The following is an 18,801-nucleotide window of genomic DNA, read 5'->3' as shown; positions in this document are numbered from 1 at the left end:
CGCTGACTCTGCTCACAGGTTGACGCTACGCGCCGGCGTAATGGCACCGTAGTCATTCACGCTCTGCCAGGAGAGCGTACCGCTTGCGGCGGCTGGCAGTACCTGCTGCGCCGAGTTTTTAGGCGCAACCATCAGGTTATCCAGCGTCTGTCCGCCCAGCTTCATATTGACCAGCGTGATGTAATACGGCGAAGCGTTACTGACTTTGAGGTGGTTGCCGACGCGCTCAAAACGCAGCTGCGAGAGCGCCTCTTCCGGCTGCATCGGCAGATTTGTCGGGCGGACAAACAGCTTGATCCGCGACAGGATAGCCAGCTGCAGCACGTTATTGTTTTCCGTTTTCGCTTTGTTCACGGACGGGATCGCTTTCACGTTCATGTAGAAGAGCGATTCACGATCGGCAGGCAGCGCGGGCCCGGCATAAATAATGCGCAGCGTATTTTCGCTGTCCGGCTCGCTGACAAACAGCGGCGGGGTCACGGCAAAGGTTTTTTCTTTTTGCCCGTTCGCATTTTCGATCCACGCGTTGATTAAATAGCGCTCTTGTTTATTGCTGTTGGTGATCGCCAGCGAAGTTTGCTTTGCATCTGCCGGATAAATAACGCGGGTGGCCCCCAGCGCAATACCGCCGGAAGCATTTGCGCATGCAGAAACCATCATTAAAATTAACGATAAAAACAGTCCTGGTTTAATTAGGGTATTCATCACAACCGTACCTTTAATAATGTGTTCGCAGGTGTTATGGATAAATCAACGTAAACCAGACATCCGACTGAATATTGCCTGGCACGAGGTGTTCGGAAATAGCCCGATAGCGGGCGCTAAAATGAAACGCAAGCTCACTGGTATTCACCGGCAACCAGCTGACGGCCGTTGCGTTCGGGATAATCTGACGTTGTTGTTCGTCAAAAAGAGCCAGCCCGACGCCGCTGCTTATCGGTGATTCACCTGGCCGCGATGTCGCCAGAAAAACCTGCGGATCTTCTGCTGGCGTAACGCCCTGAAACTGGATCCCCACGGTGCGCGAGACATCCACGCTGCAGTCCAGCAGCCGCACGGTGAAGGGCACATTGACCGTGGAAAAACTGCCCACACCGGAAAATGAATTGGTTCGGTACTGCCCCATTTCGATGCGCATGTTCTGGCTGTCGGGTGCCACGGCGCAGCCGCCGTTCACCAGCTCACCTCTGAGATGAACTTTGCCGCCGTCGATTACCACGGTATGTGCTGAGGCCTGGCAGGCCATCGCAAGGGTTAACAGCAGTAGTGTTCCGGTCCTTGTCATCCTTCGTTCCTGGCCTTTGCGTATGACGGCCTCTTCCCTGAGGCCTGAACATCCCTGTGCGGAGGAATTACTCGTATTTCATTACGAAAGTGGCGTCAGCGTTTGCCTGGCCTGGCTCGGTGGTCGCAGCCGTTGATTTGTAACGCGCGGTGAAGTTCAGGGTGTTAGTCCCTTCGATCAGGTTCTGCGCGGCAGAGAAGGTTGAACCATCTGGAGTCAGGGTGGTGGATTTGCTGTCGAGGATCTCGATGCCCACGCCCTTCGCGGAGTTGTCGTTGTTACCAGAGGTTACCGCCAGCAGGGTTTTGTCGGTCGCGTCGATCTGACCGGTGAACGCAACTGCGGCCGTTTTCGCAACCAGCGGGTCACAATCATTCAGTTCAATGGTGAACGGAATATTAGAGGTGGTGTCACCCACTTTCGTGAACTTCGCGGTACGGTATTGGCCCAGGTTAACCGTCTGCTCGGAAGAATCAGTATTTACTGAACATGCAGCATTAACCAGTTCACCTTTAAAGTGTACGGTACCGCCATTTACGGTAACCGGAGTGACTGGATCTTCTGCATTTGCGGCACCCGCAACCAGGGCCAGAGTAGCAATAACAGTAGAAGCAATGTTGCTGAGTTTCATGTCTATTCCTTTAAAATGTAAATAACCCTTCCCGCGAATAATCGGGAATAAGAAATACGTTCAATTGATTAATTGAAAGCTTATTTCGGAGGAGACAAAGTAGCTCATGAATGTATTTTAAAATATGTCAAAACGCTGTCATTTCGCCAGGTCACATCCTAATCCTGCCTAAGAAATTGACCATCCCCTCAGAAGGGTTTTTACGGCCTCCTGATGAAAACTCGCAAAGGGTGACTGACAGCGGCGCTCGCTTCTGACAAAATACAGGCAATCCCCCCTTTCAAACGTTACAGACGGAATCTTCTCTCTGATGGCAGCAAAGATTATTGACGGTAAAACGATTGCGCAGCAGGTGCGCTCTGAGGTCGCGGAAAAAGTGAAGGCGCGTAAAGCTGCCGGAAAACGCGCCCCCGGGCTGGCCGTTGTGCTGGTCGGCAGCAACCCGGCATCGCAGATTTATGTCGGCAGCAAACGCAAAGCGTGTGAAGAGGTGGGGTTCGTCTCCCGCTCTTACGATTTGCCGGAAACCACCAGCGAAGCAGAACTGCTGGAACTTATTGATACTCTGAATGCCGACAACGCGATCGACGGTATTCTGGTTCAGCTGCCGCTGCCAGCCGGCATCGACAACGTGAAGGTGCTGGAACGTATCGCCCCCGACAAAGACGTTGATGGTTTCCACCCGTACAACGTGGGCCGTCTGTGCCAGCGCGCCCCGCGTCTGCGTCCGTGCACGCCGCGCGGTATCGTTACGCTGCTGGAGCGTTATAACATCGATACCTACGGTCTGAACGCCGTGGTCATTGGCGCATCAAACATTGTCGGCCGTCCGATGAGCATGGAGCTGCTGCTCGCTGGCTGCACCACCACCGTGACCCACCGCTTCACCAAAAATCTGCGTCATCACGTAGAAAACGCCGATCTGCTGATCGTGGCGGTCGGGAAGCCGGGCTTTATTCCGGGTGAATGGATTAAAGAAGGCGCGATCGTTGTGGACGTCGGTATTAACCGTCTGGAAAACGGGAAAGTGGTCGGTGACGTGGTTTACGAAGATGCTGCGGCTCGCGCCTCTTACATTACCCCAGTACCGGGCGGCGTAGGCCCGATGACCGTTGCCACACTGATTCAGAATACTTTGCAGGCATGCGAAGAGTACCACGACGTAGAGGACGCGTAAGATGGCCACATTTTCATTAGGTAAACACCCGCACGTTGAGCTGTGCGATCTGCTGAAGCTGGAAGGCTGGACCGAAAGCGGCGCACAGGCCAAAATCGCCATTGCCGACGGGCTTGTTAAGGTGGACGGCGCAGTGGAAACCCGCAAGCGCTGCAAAATTGTCGCGGGTCAGACCGTGAGCTTTGAAGGGCAAACCGTGACGGTGACCGCCTGATGCTCTCCCCCTCTCCCGTCGGGAGAGGGAACCCACATTCCCCCACACCCATCACGGTTAATTATCGATCGACTTCAAATAATCACTATTTCATCTGTTGAAAAGTGAAAATTCTGTTGCGCGTTTTTCACTCTTTCCCCACGATAAGTAGAACGTTCTACTAAAACGTTCTACTTACAATAACAGCGCAAAAAAAGCGCTACTCGGGGGAAATCAGCATGAGTCTGATATCAGGGTTTGTTAAATCGCTCTCTAAATTATCGATGATTGGTCGCGCGTTAATGCTGCCAATTTCACTGCTTCCCGCTGCGGGCCTGCTGCTGGCCTTTGGCGATAAGTTTCACCTGCCGCTGATGATGAACGCGGGCGGGGTTATCTTTGATAACCTGCCGATGCTGTTTGCCATTGGTTCCGCCGTGGGGCTGGCATCCGAGTCCGGCATTGCCGCGCTCTCGGCGGCGGTCTCGGTGTTTGTCACCAACATCACCATCAGCACCGTCTTGAGCATCACGCCGGAAATGGCGTCTCAGGGCGGCAAATACGCGATGGTGGTCGGCATCCCGACGTTGCAGATGGGCGTCTTCGGCGGCCTGATCTGCGGGATTCTCGCCGCCTGGTGCTATAACCGTTTCCACACCCTGCAGCTGCCAGAGTTCCTCGGGTTCTTCTCCGGAAAACGCTTTGTAGCGATTGCGACAGCGTTTCTCTCTTTCCTGCTCGGCCTGCTGTTGCCGTATGTCTGGCAGCATATCCAGGCGGGCATCGATGCGCTCTCCGTGGTGGTTAATGGCGATAATCAGGCAGCCTCGACCTTTATCTTCGGTCTGGTGGAACGTGCGCTGATCCCGCTCGGCCTGCACCACATCTGGTATCCCTCTTTCTGGTATTCGTTTGGGGATTACACCACCCAGGCCGGTCAGGTGATTCACGGCGACCAGACCATCTGGTTTAAGATGCTCGAAGAAGGGGTCAAATCCTTCAGCAGTGACAGCTACCAGAACGCCGGTAAGTTCATGCAGGGTGAATTCCCGCTGATGCTGTTCGCGCTGCCTGCGGCGTGTCTGGCGATGTACCACGAAGCGCACACCAAAAATAAGAAAATCGCGGCCGGTATTTTGTTCTCTGCGGCGCTCACCTGCTTCCTGACGGGGATCACCGAGCCGGTTGAATTTACCTTTATCTTCGTCGCCCCTATTCTGTACATCTTTAACGCCATCATGGCCGGTCTGGCGTACATGACCATGTATCTGCTGCATGCGCATATCGCCAAGTCGTTCTCTGCGGGCTTTATCGACTACCTGTCGTTCGGGATCCTGCCGTCATTTAACGGCTACAAAACCAACTTCCTGAACGCCATTATTATCGGCATTCCGATGGGCCTGATTTACTACTTCACGTTCCGCTTTGTGATCCGTCGTTTCGACGTGAAAACGCCGGGCCGTACAGAAGTGACCGCCAGTGCGGACGATAAGTCAGATTCAGAACTCGCTACAGAGATCATCAACCTGCTGGGCGGCGCGCACAACATCGACTCCGTCGGCTCCTGCATCACCCGTCTGCGCCTGGAAGTGGCAAAAAGTGAAGCGGTTGATAAGGACGGTCTGAACGGCCTTGGCGCCCGCGGCGTAGTGTTCGTCGGTGATAACGGTATTCAGGTGATTTTCGGTGCCAGAGCACAGTTTATCGCCCAGACCATGTCCACCATGATTGGCAAATAATAAGATGCCTGAACGACACGTCTCCTGTACGCTGGGGGACGTTGTCTTATCTGGCTGATAATCGGTAAATTTCAGGGAGCGGTTTTGAAGAAAGTCAGCATCATTGATGTCGCAAAGCATGCGGGCGTTTCGGTCTCCACCGTGTCGCTGGTGCTGCGCCAGAAAGGGAAGATTTCAGACGCAACGATCGCGAAGGTCAATGCTGCCATCACTACGCTGGGCTATGTTCACAACGTCGCCGCTGCCAACCTCCGCGCCAACACCTCCAACCTGATTGGCCTGATCCTGCGCGACTTTAGCGACAGCTTTTCCATTAAGGTGATGGCGAGCATCGTCCAGGAGCTGGAGAGACAGGGGTATATGGTTTTCCTCGGCCAGCCGCTGAACGACCATGAACATCTTGAGCGCTGCCTGCTGTCGTTTAAACAGCAGGGGGTCGCCGGCGTTATCTATCTGGCCTCTGACACCCGGGCATCCTCGCTGCCGGAACACATCCGCCAGTGCCCGCTGCCGCTGGTGGTGGTCTCTCAGTCCCTGCTGGATGAAAAATGTAATCTGGTGATGCGCGACAACCGCCAGGCGGCGAACCTTGCCGCGCGTTATCTTATCGAGCGCGGGCACCGCAACATTGCCTACATTGGGGGTCGTGAAGGCTGCCTTATCCGCGAGCAACGTCTGCTCGGCTTTCGCAGCGCGATGACCCAGAACGGCCTGGTCTGGCGTGAGGAATACTCGCCTGCGTGTAGCGATGACACGCTGGCCGCAGGTTTCGCCACCCGCCAGCTGCTGGAAAAAAACAACACCATTACCGCCCTGCTCTGCCACTCGCCGGATGCGATGATCGGCTCCATCTCCGGCATTCATCAGGTGGGGCGCACCGTGGGGAAAGATGTGTTTCTCACCCAGCAGGTCGCGCTGGTCGGTTTTGAAGATATGCTGCACGTGAACCTGACGTCTCCCTCGTTTACCTACGTTTCCTCCGCCAGTGAGGAGACGGGGCGTCAGGCGGCGGGGTTGATCATCCGCAAGTTAAAAGAGCCGGATCTGCAAACACAGCGTATCACCCTTTCCGGGCAGCTTATTGCCCGGGAATCGGCGTAAATAAGACGCTAACACCATCCTCATTGCGCCCATTCGCTGCTATATTTCCCTGCTTTGCCATGGATAATTGCAATGCCTACCGTTATCACCCACGCTGCAGTGCCTTTGTGTCTGGGTTTAGGCCTGGGAAGTAAAATCATCCCTCCCCGCCTGCTGTTTGCCGGCGTCGTCCTCGCCATGCTGCCGGACGCCGACGTGCTGGCGTTTAAGTTCGGCGTTGCCTACGGCAATGTGTTCGGCCACCGCGGCTTTACCCACTCCCTGCTGTTTGCCTTTGTGGTGCCGATACTTTGCGTACTGATGGGCCGACGATGGTTTCGGGCAAGTCTGACCCGCTGCTGGCTGTTCTTAACCGTGTCTCTGCTGTCGCACAGCTTGCTGGATTCCATCACCACCGGGGGAAAAGGCGTCGGCTGGCTGTGGCCGTGGTCAGATGAACGGTTTTTTGCACCGTGGCAGGTCATTAAGGTCGCGCCGTTTGCGCTGTCACGCTATACCACGCCCTACGGGCATCAGGTGATTATGTCGGAGCTGCTGTGGGTGTGGCTGCCAGGGGTTGTGCTGATGGGGCTGTTGTGGTGGAAGCGGAGGTAAAAGCAAAACGGCAACCCAGTTGCCGTTTTAGTGTTTGCACCCTCTCCCGGTGGGAGAGGGCATCAGCGCGCACCAGAATTATTTTCGACGCCAGGTGGTTCCCTGCGGGCCATCTTCCAGAATGATGCCCATTTCCGTCAGACGGTTACGCGCGGCATCTGCTGCCGCCCAGTCTTTCGCCTGACGCGCTTCCAGACGCGCGTTGATAAGTTGCTCAATCTCCGCCACTTCGCTATCGTCCGCCTGCGCACCGCTTTGCAGGAACAGATCCGGTTCCTGCTCCAGCAGACCCAGTACCGAAGAGAGCTTACGCAGATGGGAGGCCAATGCATTCGCCGCCGCCATATCTTCTGACTTCAGACGGTTAACTTCACGCGCCATATCAAACAGCACGGAGTAGGCTTCCGGCGTGTTGAAGTCATCGTTCATCACGTCAATAAAGCGCGCTTCAAACGCCTCACCGCCTGCCGCGGGTACAGATTTATCGGTACCGCGCAGGGCAGTGTACAGACGCTCCAGCGCCGCACGCGCCTGTTTCAGGTTCTCTTCGCTGTAGTTCAGCTGGCTGCGATAGTGACCAGACATCAGGAAGTAGCGCACGGTTTCCGCATCGTAATATTTCAGCACGTCGCGCACGGTGAAGAAGTTGCCCAGAGATTTAGACATCTTCTCACGGTCAACCATCACCATCCCGGAGTGCATCCAGTAGTTCACGTACTCGCCGCCATGCGCACAGGTTGACTGTGCAATTTCGTTTTCATGGTGCGGGAACATCAGATCCGAACCGCCACCGTGAATATCGAAATGTTTGCCCAGCTGTTTGCAGTTCATCGCCGAGCACTCAATGTGCCAGCCAGGACGCCCTTCGCCCCACGGGGAAGGCCAGCTTGGTTCGCCCTCTTTGGACATCTTCCACAGCACGAAGTCCATCGGGTTACGCTTCACGTCCACCACATCAACGCGAGCACCGGCCTGCAGCTGATCCAGATCCTGACGGGAAAGCTGACCGTAGGTAGGGTCAGTCGGCACGGAGAACATCACGTCACCGTTATCGGCCACATAGGCGTGACCACGTTCGATCAGCTTTTCGGTGATGTCGATAATTTCGTGGATATGGTGGGTGGCACGCGGCTCGCTGTCCGGACGCTGAATATTCAGGGCGTCGAAATCTTTGTGCATTTCCGCGATCATACGATCCACCAGCGCAACAAAGCTTTCGCCATTTTCGTTCGCGCGCTTGATGATTTTGTCGTCAATGTCGGTGATGTTACGCACGTATTTCAGGTTGTAGCCCAGAAAACGCAGGTAGCGCGAGACAACGTCGAATGCCACAAAGGTACGGCCATGGCCGATATGACAGAGATCGTAAACCGTAATACCACACACGTACATGCCGACTTCCCCGGCATGGATAGGTTTAAATTCCTCTTTTTGGCGCGTCATTGTATTAAAGATTTTTAACATCGAAGATTCCATGTAAACACGTGTGTGGTTGAAAACCGGTTATTCTACCTGTAATTCAAACCTGAAGCAGCACACAATGCAAGGTGATCGCATCCTGTGGTTATGCTATAACAAGCCCCTATAGATGACCCAAACGCGGGTCGACGTACCACAATAACGGAACAGGATGCAAAAATGGTTACTTTCCACACTAATCATGGCGATATCGTAATCAAAACCTTTGATGACAAAGCGCCTGAAACAGTTAAAAACTTCCTGGACTACTGCCGCGAAGGTTTCTACAACAACACTATTTTCCACCGCGTGATCAACGGCTTTATGATCCAGGGCGGCGGTTTCGAACCTGGCATGAACCAGAAAGCGACGAAAGAAGCGATCAAAAACGAAGCGAACAACGGTCTGAAAAACACCCGTGGTACGCTGGCGATGGCGCGTACGCAGGCTCCTCACTCTGCAACAGCCCAGTTCTTCATCAACGTTGCTGACAACGACTTCCTGAACTTCTCCGGCGAAAGCCTGCAGGGTTGGGGCTACTGCGTCTTTGCAGAAGTGGTTGAAGGGATGGACGTAGTCGACAAAATCAAAGCCGTGGCGACCGGCCGCAGCGGCATGCATCAGGACGTTCCAAAAGAAGACGTCGTGATTAACAGCGTGACCGTCAGCGAGTAATTCGTGGCGACACTCTTTATTGCAGATTTGCACCTGCAAACAGAAGAACCGGCGATCACCGCCGGTTTTCTGCGTTTTTTACGCGGTGAAGCGAAAAGTGCCGATGCACTTTACATTCTGGGTGACCTGTTTGAAGCCTGGATTGGCGACGACGATCCCAACCCGCTGCACCGTGAGATGGCGGCAGCCATTAAAGCGCTGGTCGATTCCGGCGTCCCCTGCTTCTTTATCCACGGCAATCGTGATTTCCTGCTCGGCAAGCGCTACGCCCGCGAAAGCGGCATGACGCTGCTGCCGGAAGAGCGGGTGCTCGACCTTTATGGCCGAAAGGTGTTAATCATGCACGGTGACACACTTTGCACTGACGACACCGGCTATCAGGCGTTTCGCGCTAAGGTTCATACCCCGTGGATCCAAAAACTATTCCTGGCTCTGCCGCTGTTTATCCGCAAGCGGATCGCAGCCAGAATGCGTGCCGACAGTAAGGCCGCCAACAGCGGCAAATCCATGGCCATTATGGACGTTAATCCCCAGGCGGTAGTCAGGGTCATGGAAAAACACCGCGTTCAGTGGTTGATCCACGGTCATACTCATCGTCCCGATGTGCATACCCTTACCGCCAACGGCGAAGCGGCCCACCGCGTCGTCCTGGGGGCCTGGCACAGCGAAGGTTCAATGGTCAGCGTCACGCCTGACGGTGTGGAACTGATCGCTTTCCCGTTTTAATCCGCCAAAAAATCATTCTATTTTTTTGAACAATATCGGCAAATTGTTTCGATTTTAATCAGCCCGTGGTCGGCCTATTATTTATCACATCAGGGCAACACGCCCTATCCCAGATAAAACATTTAAGGAATACGACCATGAAATCCATCAAAACTTTCGTTGCAGTTGCCGCACTCTCTCTGATCTCTTTCGGTTCTTTCGCCCAGAGCGTCAGCGCCACGGCCTCTACCCTTGACCGCGCAGAAGCGAAAATTGCCGCTCAGGCTGCTGAACAGGGCGCGTCTTACAAAATCACCAGCGCTCAGTTTAACAACCGCGTTCACATGACGGCAGAACTGACCAAATAAGACGTCTGCTGACCGTGCCGTCCGTCAAAAGCACATCAAAGCACATCGATGCCTGATAAAACAGACCGCCAGAACGCGGTCTGTTTTGTTATCTCCTGAGAGCCACAACGGCTCAGTTTTTAACCGCGCAACCGTTTTCCTTGCCCCTATTACATGCTATTCTCTGTGCCCTCGAAAGCAGTGTGTTTCGCACCACAGGAGTTTTAAGACGCATGTCTTCCCGCAATAATCCGGCGCGTGTCGCCATCGTGATGGGGTCCAAAAGCGACTGGGCTACCATGCAGTTCACCGCCGAAATCTTTGAAATCCTGAATGTTCCGCACCACGTTGAAGTGGTCTCCGCACACCGTACACCAGACAAACTGTTCAGCTTCGCCGAAAGCGCCGAAGAGAAGGGTTATGAGGTGATCATTGCCGGTGCGGGCGGCGCAGCACATCTGCCAGGCATGATTGCCGCCAAAACGCTGGTACCGGTTCTGGGTGTTCCGGTGCAAAGCGCTGCGTTAAGTGGTGTCGATAGCCTCTATTCCATCGTTCAGATGCCGCGTGGCATTCCGGTCGGCACGCTGGCCATTGGTAAAGCGGGCGCTGCCAACGCTGCCCTGCTCGCCGCGCAGATCCTGGCGACTCACGATAAAGCGTTACATCAGCGTCTGGCGGACTGGCGTAAAGCCCAGACCGACGAGGTGCTGGACAATCCGGACCCGCGGGGTGCGGCATGAAGCAGGTATGCGTCCTCGGTAATGGTCAGTTAGGCCGTATGCTGCGTCAGGCCGGCGAGCCGCTGGGTATTGCCGTCTGGCCCGTCGGGCTGGATGACGAACCGGAAGCCGTGCCGTTTCACCAGAGTGTGATCACCGCGGAGATTGAACGCTGGCCACAAACGGCCCTGACGCGCGAGCTGGCGCGTCACAATGCCTTCGTTAACCGCGACGTCTTTCCCATTATTGCTGACCGTCTGACGCAAAAGCAGCTGTTCGATAAGCTCGGGCTGCCGACTGCGCCGTGGCAGCTGTTGTCCGATAAAAGCGAGTGGAAGGATGTATTCGCAATGCTGGGCGAGCTGGCAATTGTGAAGCGTCGCGTCGGCGGGTACGACGGTCGTGGACAGTGGCGTCTGCGCGCCGATGACACTCACGAGCTGCCGGACGATTGCTACGGGGAGTGCATCGTTGAGCAGGGCATTAACTTCAGCGGTGAAGTCTCGCTGGTGGGCGCTCGCGGGCAGGACGGTCATACCGTTTTTTATCCGCTGACGCATAACCTGCATCAGGACGGGATCCTGCGTACCAGCGTTGCATTCCCGCAGGCCAGTGCTGAACAGCAGGCGCAGGCAGAAGAGATGCTCTCTGCCATCATGCACGAACTCGGTTACGTCGGCGTCATGGCGATGGAGTGTTTTGTCACGCCGTCCGGTCTGCTGATTAACGAACTGGCACCGCGCGTTCACAACAGCGGTCACTGGACCCAAAACGGGGCGTCCATCAGCCAGTTCGAGCTGCACCTGCGCGCCATCACTGACCTGCCGCTGCCGCAGCCGGTGGTGAACAGCCCGTCGGTGATGATCAACCTGATCGGTACCGATCTGAACTACGACTGGCTCAAGCTGCCGCTGGTGCATCTGCACTGGTATGACAAAGAGGTGCGTCCGGGTCGTAAGGTCGGTCACCTGAACCTGAACGATACCGACACCGATCGTCTGAGCGCCACACTGGAAGCGATTATTCCTCTCCTGCCGCCGGAATACGCGAGCGGAATTATCTGGGCGCAATCAAAGCTTAAGTAATACTCCTCTGCCGGGGAGTTGACCTTCCCCCTCCCCGGCGTACAATCCCCGCCCATTGCAGCTTAGTTTTCTTCTGGAAAAACCATGAACGATGGAACGGACTATCGCGCGATCCTCGCATCCGATACCCCTTTAATCGACGTTCGCGCGCCGATCGAATTCGCCCAGGGCGCGATGCCTGCGGCAATCAACCTGCCTCTGATGAACGATGATGAACGCGCCGCCGTCGGTACCTGCTATAAACGCCAGGGGCCGGACGCTGCGCTTGCTCTCGGCCATAGCCTGGTCGCAGGCAGTACCCGTGAGATGCGCATTAACGCCTGGCGCGAAGCCTGTCTCTCCCACCCCACCGGCTACCTCTGCTGCGCGCGTGGCGGTCAACGCTCGCATATCACTCAGGCCTGGTTGAAAGCGCGTGGCGTGGATTACCCGCTGATCGCAGGCGGCTATAAAGCGCTGCGTCAGACCGCGATTGAGGTAACCGCTGAGCAGGTGCAAAAACCGATGGTGCTGATCGGCGGCTGTACTGGGAGCGGCAAAACGTTGCTGGTGAAACAGCACGCGCAGGGCGTGGATCTGGAAGGGCTGGCACACCATCGCGGCTCGTCGTTTGGCCGCACGCTTACACCACAGCTTTCGCAGGCGAGCTTCGAAAATCAGCTCGCCGTCGTGCTGTTGAAAAAAGAGGCCGCACGCTGGGTGCTGGAGGATGAAGGGCGGATGATTGGTTCCAACCACCTGCCGGAATGCCTGCGCGACCGCATGGTCCAGTCACCTGTTGTGGTGGTAGAAGACCCGTTTGATGTCCGTCTTGAACGCCTGCGTGAAGAGTATTTCGACCATATGTGGGCGGATTTTTCTGCTGCCTTTGGCGAAGAGGCGGGCTGGAAAGCGTACAGCGAATACCTGCACCACGGCCTGTTTGCCATTCGCCGCCGTCTGGGGCTGCAGCGCTTTGCAGACTTTACGGCGCTGCTGGATTCCGCCCTGCAGGAGCAACAACGTTCTGGCAGCACCGACGCGCATTTGCGCTGGCTTGCCCCGCTGCTGAACGACTATTACGACCCGATGTACACCTGGCAGCTGGCAAAAAAGGCGGAGAAGATTGTGTATCGCGGAACGTTTGAGGACGTGGCTGACTGGCTCAATCGCTGAATCACGCGCAAAAAAACGGCAACCCAGGGTTGCCGTTTTCATATCGGGGTGACTCCCCTGCGGACTGAACTTAGAAGTCGTAACGCAGACGCACCAGGTTCATGTCGCCCAGGTTATCCGTGCTGGAGGTGAACACGTGTTCGTAATCAACACGGAAACCGTAGTCCAGCTGGACGCTAACACCCACACCGTTATCGATACGCTGGTAGTTACGACCATTCACGTACTCAATACGGTCACCCATGAAGTAAGGCTGGATGGATTTCACCGCATACTGATCGATTGGGAATTTGTACCCTGCGAAGTATTCAATACCCCATGCATCACCGGCAAAGTAGTTGTCAGTAGACACTTTTTTGGTGGTCAGGAAGTTCTGGTACCAGCCGCCGCCAGCCGAGAAGGTCCAGTTATCCGGCGTCCAGCTCAGCGCGGTACCGAGGATATTCTGGTCGTAAGATTTGCTGTCGCCGTTGTCCGGGTTACGCATGTCCGCGCGGGTGTAGTTCCACGCTGCGCCCCAGGTCAGATCGGTGGTCAGGTGGTAATCCAGACCCAGTGAACCGCCGCCTTTACGTTTGTAACGCAGGCCATTGCCCGGCAGGTATTCGCTGTCTTCAAACAGGTAGGATGCATAGATATCCGCATCGCCTACGGTTTTCTTATATTTCAGCATTTTGCGTGAACGATAAGAGCCGTCGTAGTCACCGTTGATCCCGTTACCTGGAGCCTGACCAATCATGTCGTAGTCCCAGATATCGGTTTTCACGCCAACCACATCATAGTAAACGCTGTTCTGTTGACCGAAGGTCAGCGTACCCCAGGTGTCGCTCTTCAGACCGGTGTACAGCATACGGCGAGAGGTGTCGTTAGCACCTTCAGCGTAGTGGTTATCCCAGTTGAACAGCGCCGGAATGTTCACACCCAGCTCGTAGTAGCTGATCCAGCTGATGTCATCAAACAGATAGTAATCTGCTGCGAAACGGAAACGGGTGCCGCCGTCGAAGCCATTACGTTTGTAGGAGCCTTTATCGCCGTCGCCCGTCATCATGTTGAACTGAGGACGAATACTGCCGCCAACGGTAAAGTTAAGACGGCTCAGCGGGTTACCTGCCTGAGGGTCTTGTTTAAGAACCGTGATTTCCGCCTGAGATGCGAAGGAGGTCAATGCCACTGCTGCGCCAATTGTTACTGCCAGCGCTGATTTTTTTATAGTCATTATTTTTCCTTTATAGACACGCTGCTAAATATTTAGCAGGTGAATATTAACTGGAAATAATCTTGCTGTGTGCGCGGGTTTTTAATGTTTTGTGCTACTAAACGCATGGGTATTACCGATTTGTGCTGCTAAATTATTACGTACCAGCAGATAAACCGGTGCGTAATTATCACGGATTTGAACTAACTGGCAAACTGACGGAACAGCGCTTTGCCTTTTAGCAATCGCGTGCCGAGCCAGCCGCCGCACAGCGACAGCAGCACCGCACCGCAGACCGGCAGCGTGAACCACAGTCGCCAGTCAGGCTCCCACGGGAAATCGAAGACGCGGGTCTGCAGCACGGCTAACGCCGTCTCAGCACCCATCGCCGCCACCAGACCCGAGACCAGCCCCAGCAGGGCGAACTCGCTCCACAGCGTGGTGCGCAGCAGTCGCTTACTCGCCCCGAGCGTGCGATAGACCACCAGCTCCTGATGACGCTGCCGCATCCCGACCTGCACCTGGGCCAGCAGCAACAGTACGCCGCAGATCGTCACCAGCACCACCATGACCTCCAGAGCCCGGCTGACCTGCTCCAGCACCTGCCCGACCTGTTTAAGGATCGCGCCAATATCCAGCAGGCTGACCGTCGGAAATTCGCGGTTCAGCCGGGTCAGCATACCGTTGCCGTTTTCCCAGCGGAAACTGGTGAGCCAGCTTTGCGGCTGTCCGTCCAGTGCGCCTGCGGGGAAAATAAAGAAGAAGTTCGGCCGCAGGCTTTCCCAGTCCACCTTACGCAGGCTGGTGACCTTAGCGCTAAAGTCCTGCGTATCGCCGGTAAAGGTCACGCTGTCGCCCAGCCTGACGTTCAGGCGCGTCGCCAGCCCCTCTTCCATCGACACTTCACCCGCTTTCGGCGGCCAGCTGCCGGCGGTAATCGGGTTGTGATCTGGACGTTTCTCCTGCCAGGTCAGGTTCAGTTCGCGGTTAAGCGATTCATCCTTGTTTCCCTCCGTGGACTGGCCGTTGATCTGCGTCAGACGCGCACGGACGATGGGGTAGAACGACTCCGGCACAATCTGGTGTTCCGCCAGGAACGTCTTCAGCGGTGTCACCTGCTCAGGGGCGATATTGATCAGGAAATAGTTCGGGCTTTCCGGCGGAAGCTGCTGTTGCCAGCGATCCAGCAGATCGCCGCGCAGCACCAGCAGCAGTGCCAGCAGCATAAACGACAGCGAAAAGGCAGACAGCTGACTCAGCGTAGACCAGGGCTGGTGCAGCAGACGGTTCACCGCCAGCCGCACGGGAAGCGACTTCACCGTCAGCTTTTTAAGCACATTTAGGAGCACCCAGCCGACCACACCACACAGCAGCGCCAGCACCACCGCCCCGGCCAGTACGGCCCACAGCAGCGTGCTGCCGCCCATCAGCCAGGCCAACAACCCAACCGACACCGCAACAATGACAGGAAGATAGAACTTCAGCGGCCAGACGTTGGCCACCACGTCACGGCGCAGCACGCGCAGCGGCTGCGTCGCGAGCAACAGCCGATACGGGCGAAGCCCCACCAGCACCGAGATCACCATCATCGCGCCAATCGCCCACAGCCATGGCCAAAGGCTGGCCGGTGGAAGTGCGGCAGGCAGTACCGGTTTCAGCATGACCATCAGCAGCTTTTCAAACAGCAGCCCCATCGCCCCACCGGTGAGTGCTGACAACACCAGCAGCATCAGCCACTGGCCGACAATCAGCTTACGCAGCTGGGCGCTGCCCGCGCCGAGGGTTTTGAGGATCGCCACCAGATCGTATCGGCTGCGGCAGTAGTGCCCCATGGCCACCGCCACCGCCGCCACGGCCAACAGCAGGGTTAACAGCGCTGAAAGCAGCAGGAACTGCTGAGAACGTTCAAGAGATTTACCAAGCGCCCCTTCGTCCTGCTCCAGTCCGTACCAGCGGTGCTCTGGTTTTAACTGCGGCAGCAGCCATTTTTCATACGCGTCAAGCTGGGCGGGCGTTCCCGCAAACTTATAGCGCCAGGTAACGCGGCTTCCCGGCTGCACGGCATGGGTATTCGCCACATCAGCGGTATTCATCAGCAAGCGCGGGGCAAGCTGGAACGGGTTAAAGCCGGAGTCAGGTTCCTGAACCACCTCCCCGGCGATGCTGAGCGTGGCGTCACCCACGTCGATGCTGTCACCCGTTTTCAGGTTCAGCAGCGCCATTAAACGTGGCGCCAGCAGCACCGTGCCCGGTTTCGGCTTTAACCCAGGCGGGCTGGTCTGCAGTTCACCGTACAGCGGGTAAAGGTCGTCGACGGCTTTGACGCTCGCCAGCTGCGGCGTATCGCCGGCAAAGGTCATGGTCTGAAAGCTCAGCTGTTCCCCCACCTTCAGCCCACGCTTACGCGCCTCGTCAAGCCAGCCCGGCGGGACGGGACGCGAGCTTTGCAGCGCCCTGTCTCCGGCCATAAACTCGCGGCTTTGCTGGCTTAATCCTTTCTCCATGCGATCGCTGACGCTGCCCAGCGCCAGCACGCAGGCTACCGCCAGGCTTAACGCCATCCAGACAATCAACAGCGTGGGCGAGCGCCATTCGCGCCAGAACCAGCGGGCAATCATGCTTCCTCCTGCAGTTCACCGTTAACCAGCCGCAGGCGACGGTCGCAGCGGGCAGCCAGTTGCGGATCGTGGGTCACCAGAATCAGCGTGGTCCCGTGTTCGCGGTTGAGCGAAAAAAGCAGGTCGGCAATTTTATCCCCGGTCTTTCGGTCGAGGTTTCCGGTAGGCTCATCCGCAAACAGCACGTCCGGGCGGCCGTTAAACGCCCGGGCCAGGGCCACACGCTGTTGCTCCCCGCCGGAAAGCTGTGCCGGAAGATGGTCGAGGCGTTTGCCAAGCCCTAGTTGCTCCAGCAATGCCTTGGCGTGGGCGCGGCTTTCACGGCTGTTACCGCCGCGCAGCAGTGCCGGCAGTTCAACGTTTTCCAGCGCATTGAGCGTCGGGATCAGCATGAAGGACTGAAAGACAAACCCGATATGACGTGCACGGAGCGCGGCACGCGCCTCTTCATCAAGCTGATGCAGCGGTTGCCCGACCAGGTTGACCTCTCCACTGCTGCCGTCGTCCAGACCGGCTAAAATGGCCAGGAGCGTGGACTTCCCGGAGCCGGACTCGCCAATCAGCGCAATGGTTTCGGCGCGTTTGACAACGAGTTCAACTCCGGTGAGGATGGAAAGCTCGTGTTCCCCCTGACCGACGGACTTCTTAAGACGATGAACTTCAACAATGTTTTCCGCTGGCATTTGCCCTTCCTGTTTTTAATCCTGATGACCTTCCGCGCGGCGGCAGCGGACACGTTACTGGTTCTCGGTGACAGCCTGAGTGCAGGCTATCGCATGGCGGCCAACGCGGCCTGGCCAGCTCTGCTCAATGACAAATGGCAGAGTAAGACAACGGTTATTAATGGCAGCATCAGCGGTGATACCTCGCAGCAAGGCTTGTCGCGCCTGCCAGCCTTACTCAAACAGCATCAACCGCGATGGGTGCTGGTTGAGCTGGGCGGTAATGATGGCTTGCGTGGTTTCCAGCCTCAGCAAACGGAACAGACCCTGCGCACGATCCTTAAGGATATTAAGGCCGCGAATGCGCAACCGCTGCTGATGCAAATTCGCCTGCCCGCCAACTATGGACGTCGGTATAATGAAGCCTTTAGCGCGATCTACCCAAAGCTTGCCAACGAGTTTGATATTCCGCTGCTGCCATTTTTTATGGAAGAGGTCTATCTCAAACCCCAGTGGATGCAAGACGATGGGATCCACCCCAATCGCGATGCGCAGCCGTTTATTGCCGACTGGATGGCAACACGGCTGGCCCCTTTAGTTAAACATGACTCCTAATTCAGCGGAGATCCTGACAGGTAAAGTTATGCAAAAATCGGTCTTAATTACAGGATGTTCCAGCGGAATCGGTCTTGAAAGTGCACTCGAATTGAAGCGTCAGGGATATTGGGTACTGGCGGCCTGCCGTAAACCCGACGACGTCGAACGCATGAACGGGCTGGGCTTTACCGGTGTGTTACTGGATTTAGACTCACCGGAAAGCGTGGAACGCGCAGCCGATGAGGTGCTGGCCCTGACCGACAACCGTCTGTACGGCCTTTTTAACAATGCCGGTTACGGCGTGTATGGTCCCCTGGACACGCTCACCCGCGAGCAGCTGGAAAAACAGTTTTCCACCAATTTCTTTGGCGTCCATCAGCTCACCATGCGCCTGCTCCCCGCCATGCTGCCGCACGGTGAAGGACGCATTGTGATGACCTCCTCCGTGATGGGGCTGATTTCAACGCCGGGCCGCGGGGCCTATGCCGCCAGCAAATATGCGCTGGAGGCCTGGTCCGATGCCCTGCGCATGGAGTTGCGTCACAGCGGCATTAAGGTCAGCCTGATCGAGCCGGGCCCTATCCGCACCCGCTTTACGGAAAACGTTAACCAGACCCAGGCGGATAAACCGGTCGAAAATCCCGGTATCGCCGCACGCTTTACGCTCGGACCGGAAGCAGTCGTCGCTAAAGTGCGCCATGCTTTTGAGAGCGAAAACCCAAAAATGCGCTATCCGGTGACGCTGGTAACCCATGCGGTAGGCTGGTTAAAACGCCTGCTGCCGGGCCGGATGATGGACAAAATTTTACACGGTTGAGTTGAAGCGTCGTCGCTAACCCCCATGTAAATAACAAACCGATAA

20 protein-coding genes are annotated in these 18,801 nt (G+C 56.2%); 13 read left to right on the top strand and 7 right to left on the bottom strand.

The genetic code is table 11. From position 1 onward, the window contains the following. Nucleotides 1–12: 12 nt before the first annotated feature. From fimC to fimA, 3 genes are all read right to left on the bottom strand, one after another. On the bottom strand, nt 13–705 hold the full coding sequence (gene fimC / locus QRN24_RS01135; RefSeq protein ID WP_020885156.1) for a type 1 fimbria chaperone FimC: 693 nt from the start codon (nt 703–705) through the stop codon (nt 13–15). A 34-nt stretch (nt 706–739) separates the two neighbouring features. Further along, nucleotides 740–1,285, bottom strand: a complete 546-nt coding sequence (gene fimI, locus QRN24_RS01130) for a type 1 fimbrial protein subunit FimI (protein WP_020885157.1) — start codon at nt 1,283–1,285, stop codon at nt 740–742. Nucleotides 1,286–1,352: 67 nt separating this feature from the next. Beyond that, complete coding sequence (fimA, locus tag QRN24_RS01125) at nt 1,353–1,916, bottom strand: type 1 fimbrial major subunit FimA (RefSeq protein ID WP_196355981.1); 564 nt, start codon at nt 1,914–1,916, stop codon at nt 1,353–1,355. A gap of 310 nt (nt 1,917–2,226) precedes the next feature. Here fimA and folD point away from each other — a divergent pair, with 310 nt between their 5' ends. From folD to QRN24_RS01100, 5 genes are all read left to right on the top strand, one after another. Continuing rightward, entirely contained in the window at nt 2,227–3,093 is an 867-nt protein-coding gene (gene folD, locus QRN24_RS01120; RefSeq protein WP_014168945.1) for a bifunctional methylenetetrahydrofolate dehydrogenase/methenyltetrahydrofolate cyclohydrolase FolD, read from the top strand. A gap of 1 nt (nt 3,094) precedes the next feature. Continuing rightward, a complete protein-coding gene (gene ybcJ, locus QRN24_RS01115) occupies nt 3,095–3,307 on the top strand; it encodes a ribosome-associated protein YbcJ (protein ID WP_014168944.1) in 213 nt (70 codons plus the stop codon). Between the two features lie 218 nt (nt 3,308–3,525). Next, entirely contained in the window at nt 3,526–5,025 is a 1,500-nt protein-coding gene (locus tag QRN24_RS01110; RefSeq protein ID WP_284942226.1) for a PTS transporter subunit EIIC, read from the top strand. 84 nt (nt 5,026–5,109) lie between these two features. Continuing rightward, nucleotides 5,110–6,126, top strand: coding sequence for a Mal regulon transcriptional regulator MalI (malI, locus tag QRN24_RS01105; protein WP_014168942.1), 1,017 nt, complete (start codon nt 5,110–5,112; stop codon nt 6,124–6,126). Between the two features lie 72 nt (nt 6,127–6,198). Next, complete coding sequence (locus QRN24_RS01100) at nt 6,199–6,720, top strand: metal-dependent hydrolase (protein WP_025204825.1); 522 nt, start codon at nt 6,199–6,201, stop codon at nt 6,718–6,720. Between the two features lie 78 nt (nt 6,721–6,798). Here the strand turns inward: QRN24_RS01100 and cysS are convergent, their stop codons facing one another. After that, nucleotides 6,799–8,184 carry a cysteine--tRNA ligase gene (cysS, locus tag QRN24_RS01095; protein ID WP_020885161.1) on the bottom strand — a complete coding sequence of 462 codons (1,386 nt, stop codon included), beginning with the start codon at nt 8,182–8,184 and terminating at the stop codon, nt 6,799–6,801. Nucleotides 8,185–8,358: 174 nt separating this feature from the next. Between cysS and ppiB the strand changes: the two genes are divergently transcribed. The 6 genes from ppiB to mnmH all read left to right on the top strand — a co-directional run bounded on the left by ppiB (nt 8,359) and on the right by mnmH (nt 12,867). Further along, the gene (gene ppiB / locus QRN24_RS01090) at nt 8,359–8,853 is read left to right on the top strand and encodes a peptidylprolyl isomerase B (RefSeq protein ID WP_014168939.1); all 495 of its coding nucleotides are present in this window, start codon (nt 8,359–8,361) and stop codon (nt 8,851–8,853) included. 3 nt (nt 8,854–8,856) lie between these two features. Further along, a complete protein-coding gene (gene lpxH, locus QRN24_RS01085; protein ID WP_221716599.1) occupies nt 8,857–9,579 on the top strand; it encodes a UDP-2,3-diacylglucosamine diphosphatase in 723 nt (240 codons plus the stop codon). 137 nt (nt 9,580–9,716) lie between these two features. Next, nucleotides 9,717–9,926: a YdgH/BhsA/McbA-like domain containing protein gene (locus QRN24_RS01080; RefSeq protein WP_013095921.1), complete on the top strand. Its 210-nt coding sequence runs from the start codon at nt 9,717–9,719 to the stop codon at nt 9,924–9,926. 212 nt (nt 9,927–10,138) lie between these two features. Beyond that, nucleotides 10,139–10,648 (top strand): 5-(carboxyamino)imidazole ribonucleotide mutase, encoded by a 510-nt coding sequence (gene purE / locus QRN24_RS01075; protein WP_020885164.1) that lies wholly within the window; start codon nt 10,139–10,141, stop codon nt 10,646–10,648. Further along, the gene (gene purK / locus QRN24_RS01070) at nt 10,645–11,712 is read left to right on the top strand and encodes a 5-(carboxyamino)imidazole ribonucleotide synthase (RefSeq protein WP_040016808.1); all 1,068 of its coding nucleotides are present in this window, start codon (nt 10,645–10,647) and stop codon (nt 11,710–11,712) included. Before purE ends, purK begins: the two co-directional genes overlap by 4 nt. Nucleotides 11,713–11,796: 84 nt before the next feature. Further along, nucleotides 11,797–12,867: a tRNA 2-selenouridine(34) synthase MnmH gene (gene mnmH, locus QRN24_RS01065; RefSeq protein ID WP_284942225.1), complete on the top strand. Its 1,071-nt coding sequence runs from the start codon at nt 11,797–11,799 to the stop codon at nt 12,865–12,867. A 70-nt stretch (nt 12,868–12,937) separates the two neighbouring features. Here the strand turns inward: mnmH and QRN24_RS01060 are convergent, their stop codons facing one another. The 3 genes from QRN24_RS01060 to ybbA form a co-directional block, all read right to left on the bottom strand. Further along, nucleotides 12,938–14,083 carry a porin gene (locus QRN24_RS01060; RefSeq protein ID WP_014168933.1) on the bottom strand — a complete coding sequence of 382 codons (1,146 nt, stop codon included), beginning with the start codon at nt 14,081–14,083 and terminating at the stop codon, nt 12,938–12,940. A 182-nt stretch (nt 14,084–14,265) separates the two neighbouring features. Continuing rightward, a complete protein-coding gene (ybbP, locus tag QRN24_RS01055) occupies nt 14,266–16,680 on the bottom strand; it encodes a putative ABC transporter permease subunit YbbP (protein ID WP_079231346.1) in 2,415 nt (804 codons plus the stop codon). Further along, nucleotides 16,677–17,363: a putative ABC transporter ATP-binding protein YbbA gene (gene ybbA, locus QRN24_RS01050; RefSeq protein ID WP_014168931.1), complete on the bottom strand. Its 687-nt coding sequence runs from the start codon at nt 17,361–17,363 to the stop codon at nt 16,677–16,679. The genes ybbP and ybbA overlap by 4 nt, the downstream gene beginning before the upstream one ends. Between ybbA and tesA the strand changes: the two genes are divergently transcribed. Together tesA and QRN24_RS01040 are read left to right on the top strand one after the other, a co-directional pair. Then, on the top strand, nt 17,334–17,957 hold the full coding sequence (tesA, locus tag QRN24_RS01045; protein WP_025206538.1) for a multifunctional acyl-CoA thioesterase I/protease I/lysophospholipase L1: 624 nt from the start codon (nt 17,334–17,336) through the stop codon (nt 17,955–17,957). The genes ybbA and tesA overlap by 30 nt on opposite strands. Further along, nucleotides 17,947–18,756: an SDR family oxidoreductase gene (locus QRN24_RS01040; RefSeq protein WP_014168929.1), complete on the top strand. Its 810-nt coding sequence runs from the start codon at nt 17,947–17,949 to the stop codon at nt 18,754–18,756. Before tesA ends, QRN24_RS01040 begins: the two co-directional genes overlap by 11 nt. The last annotated feature ends 45 nt before the right edge of the window (nt 18,757–18,801 follow it).

This window comes from Enterobacter sp. MEB024 (assembly GCF_030209635.1).
Classification (GTDB): Bacteria; Pseudomonadota; Gammaproteobacteria; order Enterobacterales; family Enterobacteriaceae; genus Enterobacter; species Enterobacter ludwigii.
Note: the sequence above shows the minus strand (reverse complement) of the source record. Positions and strands in the feature narration are given on the sequence as shown.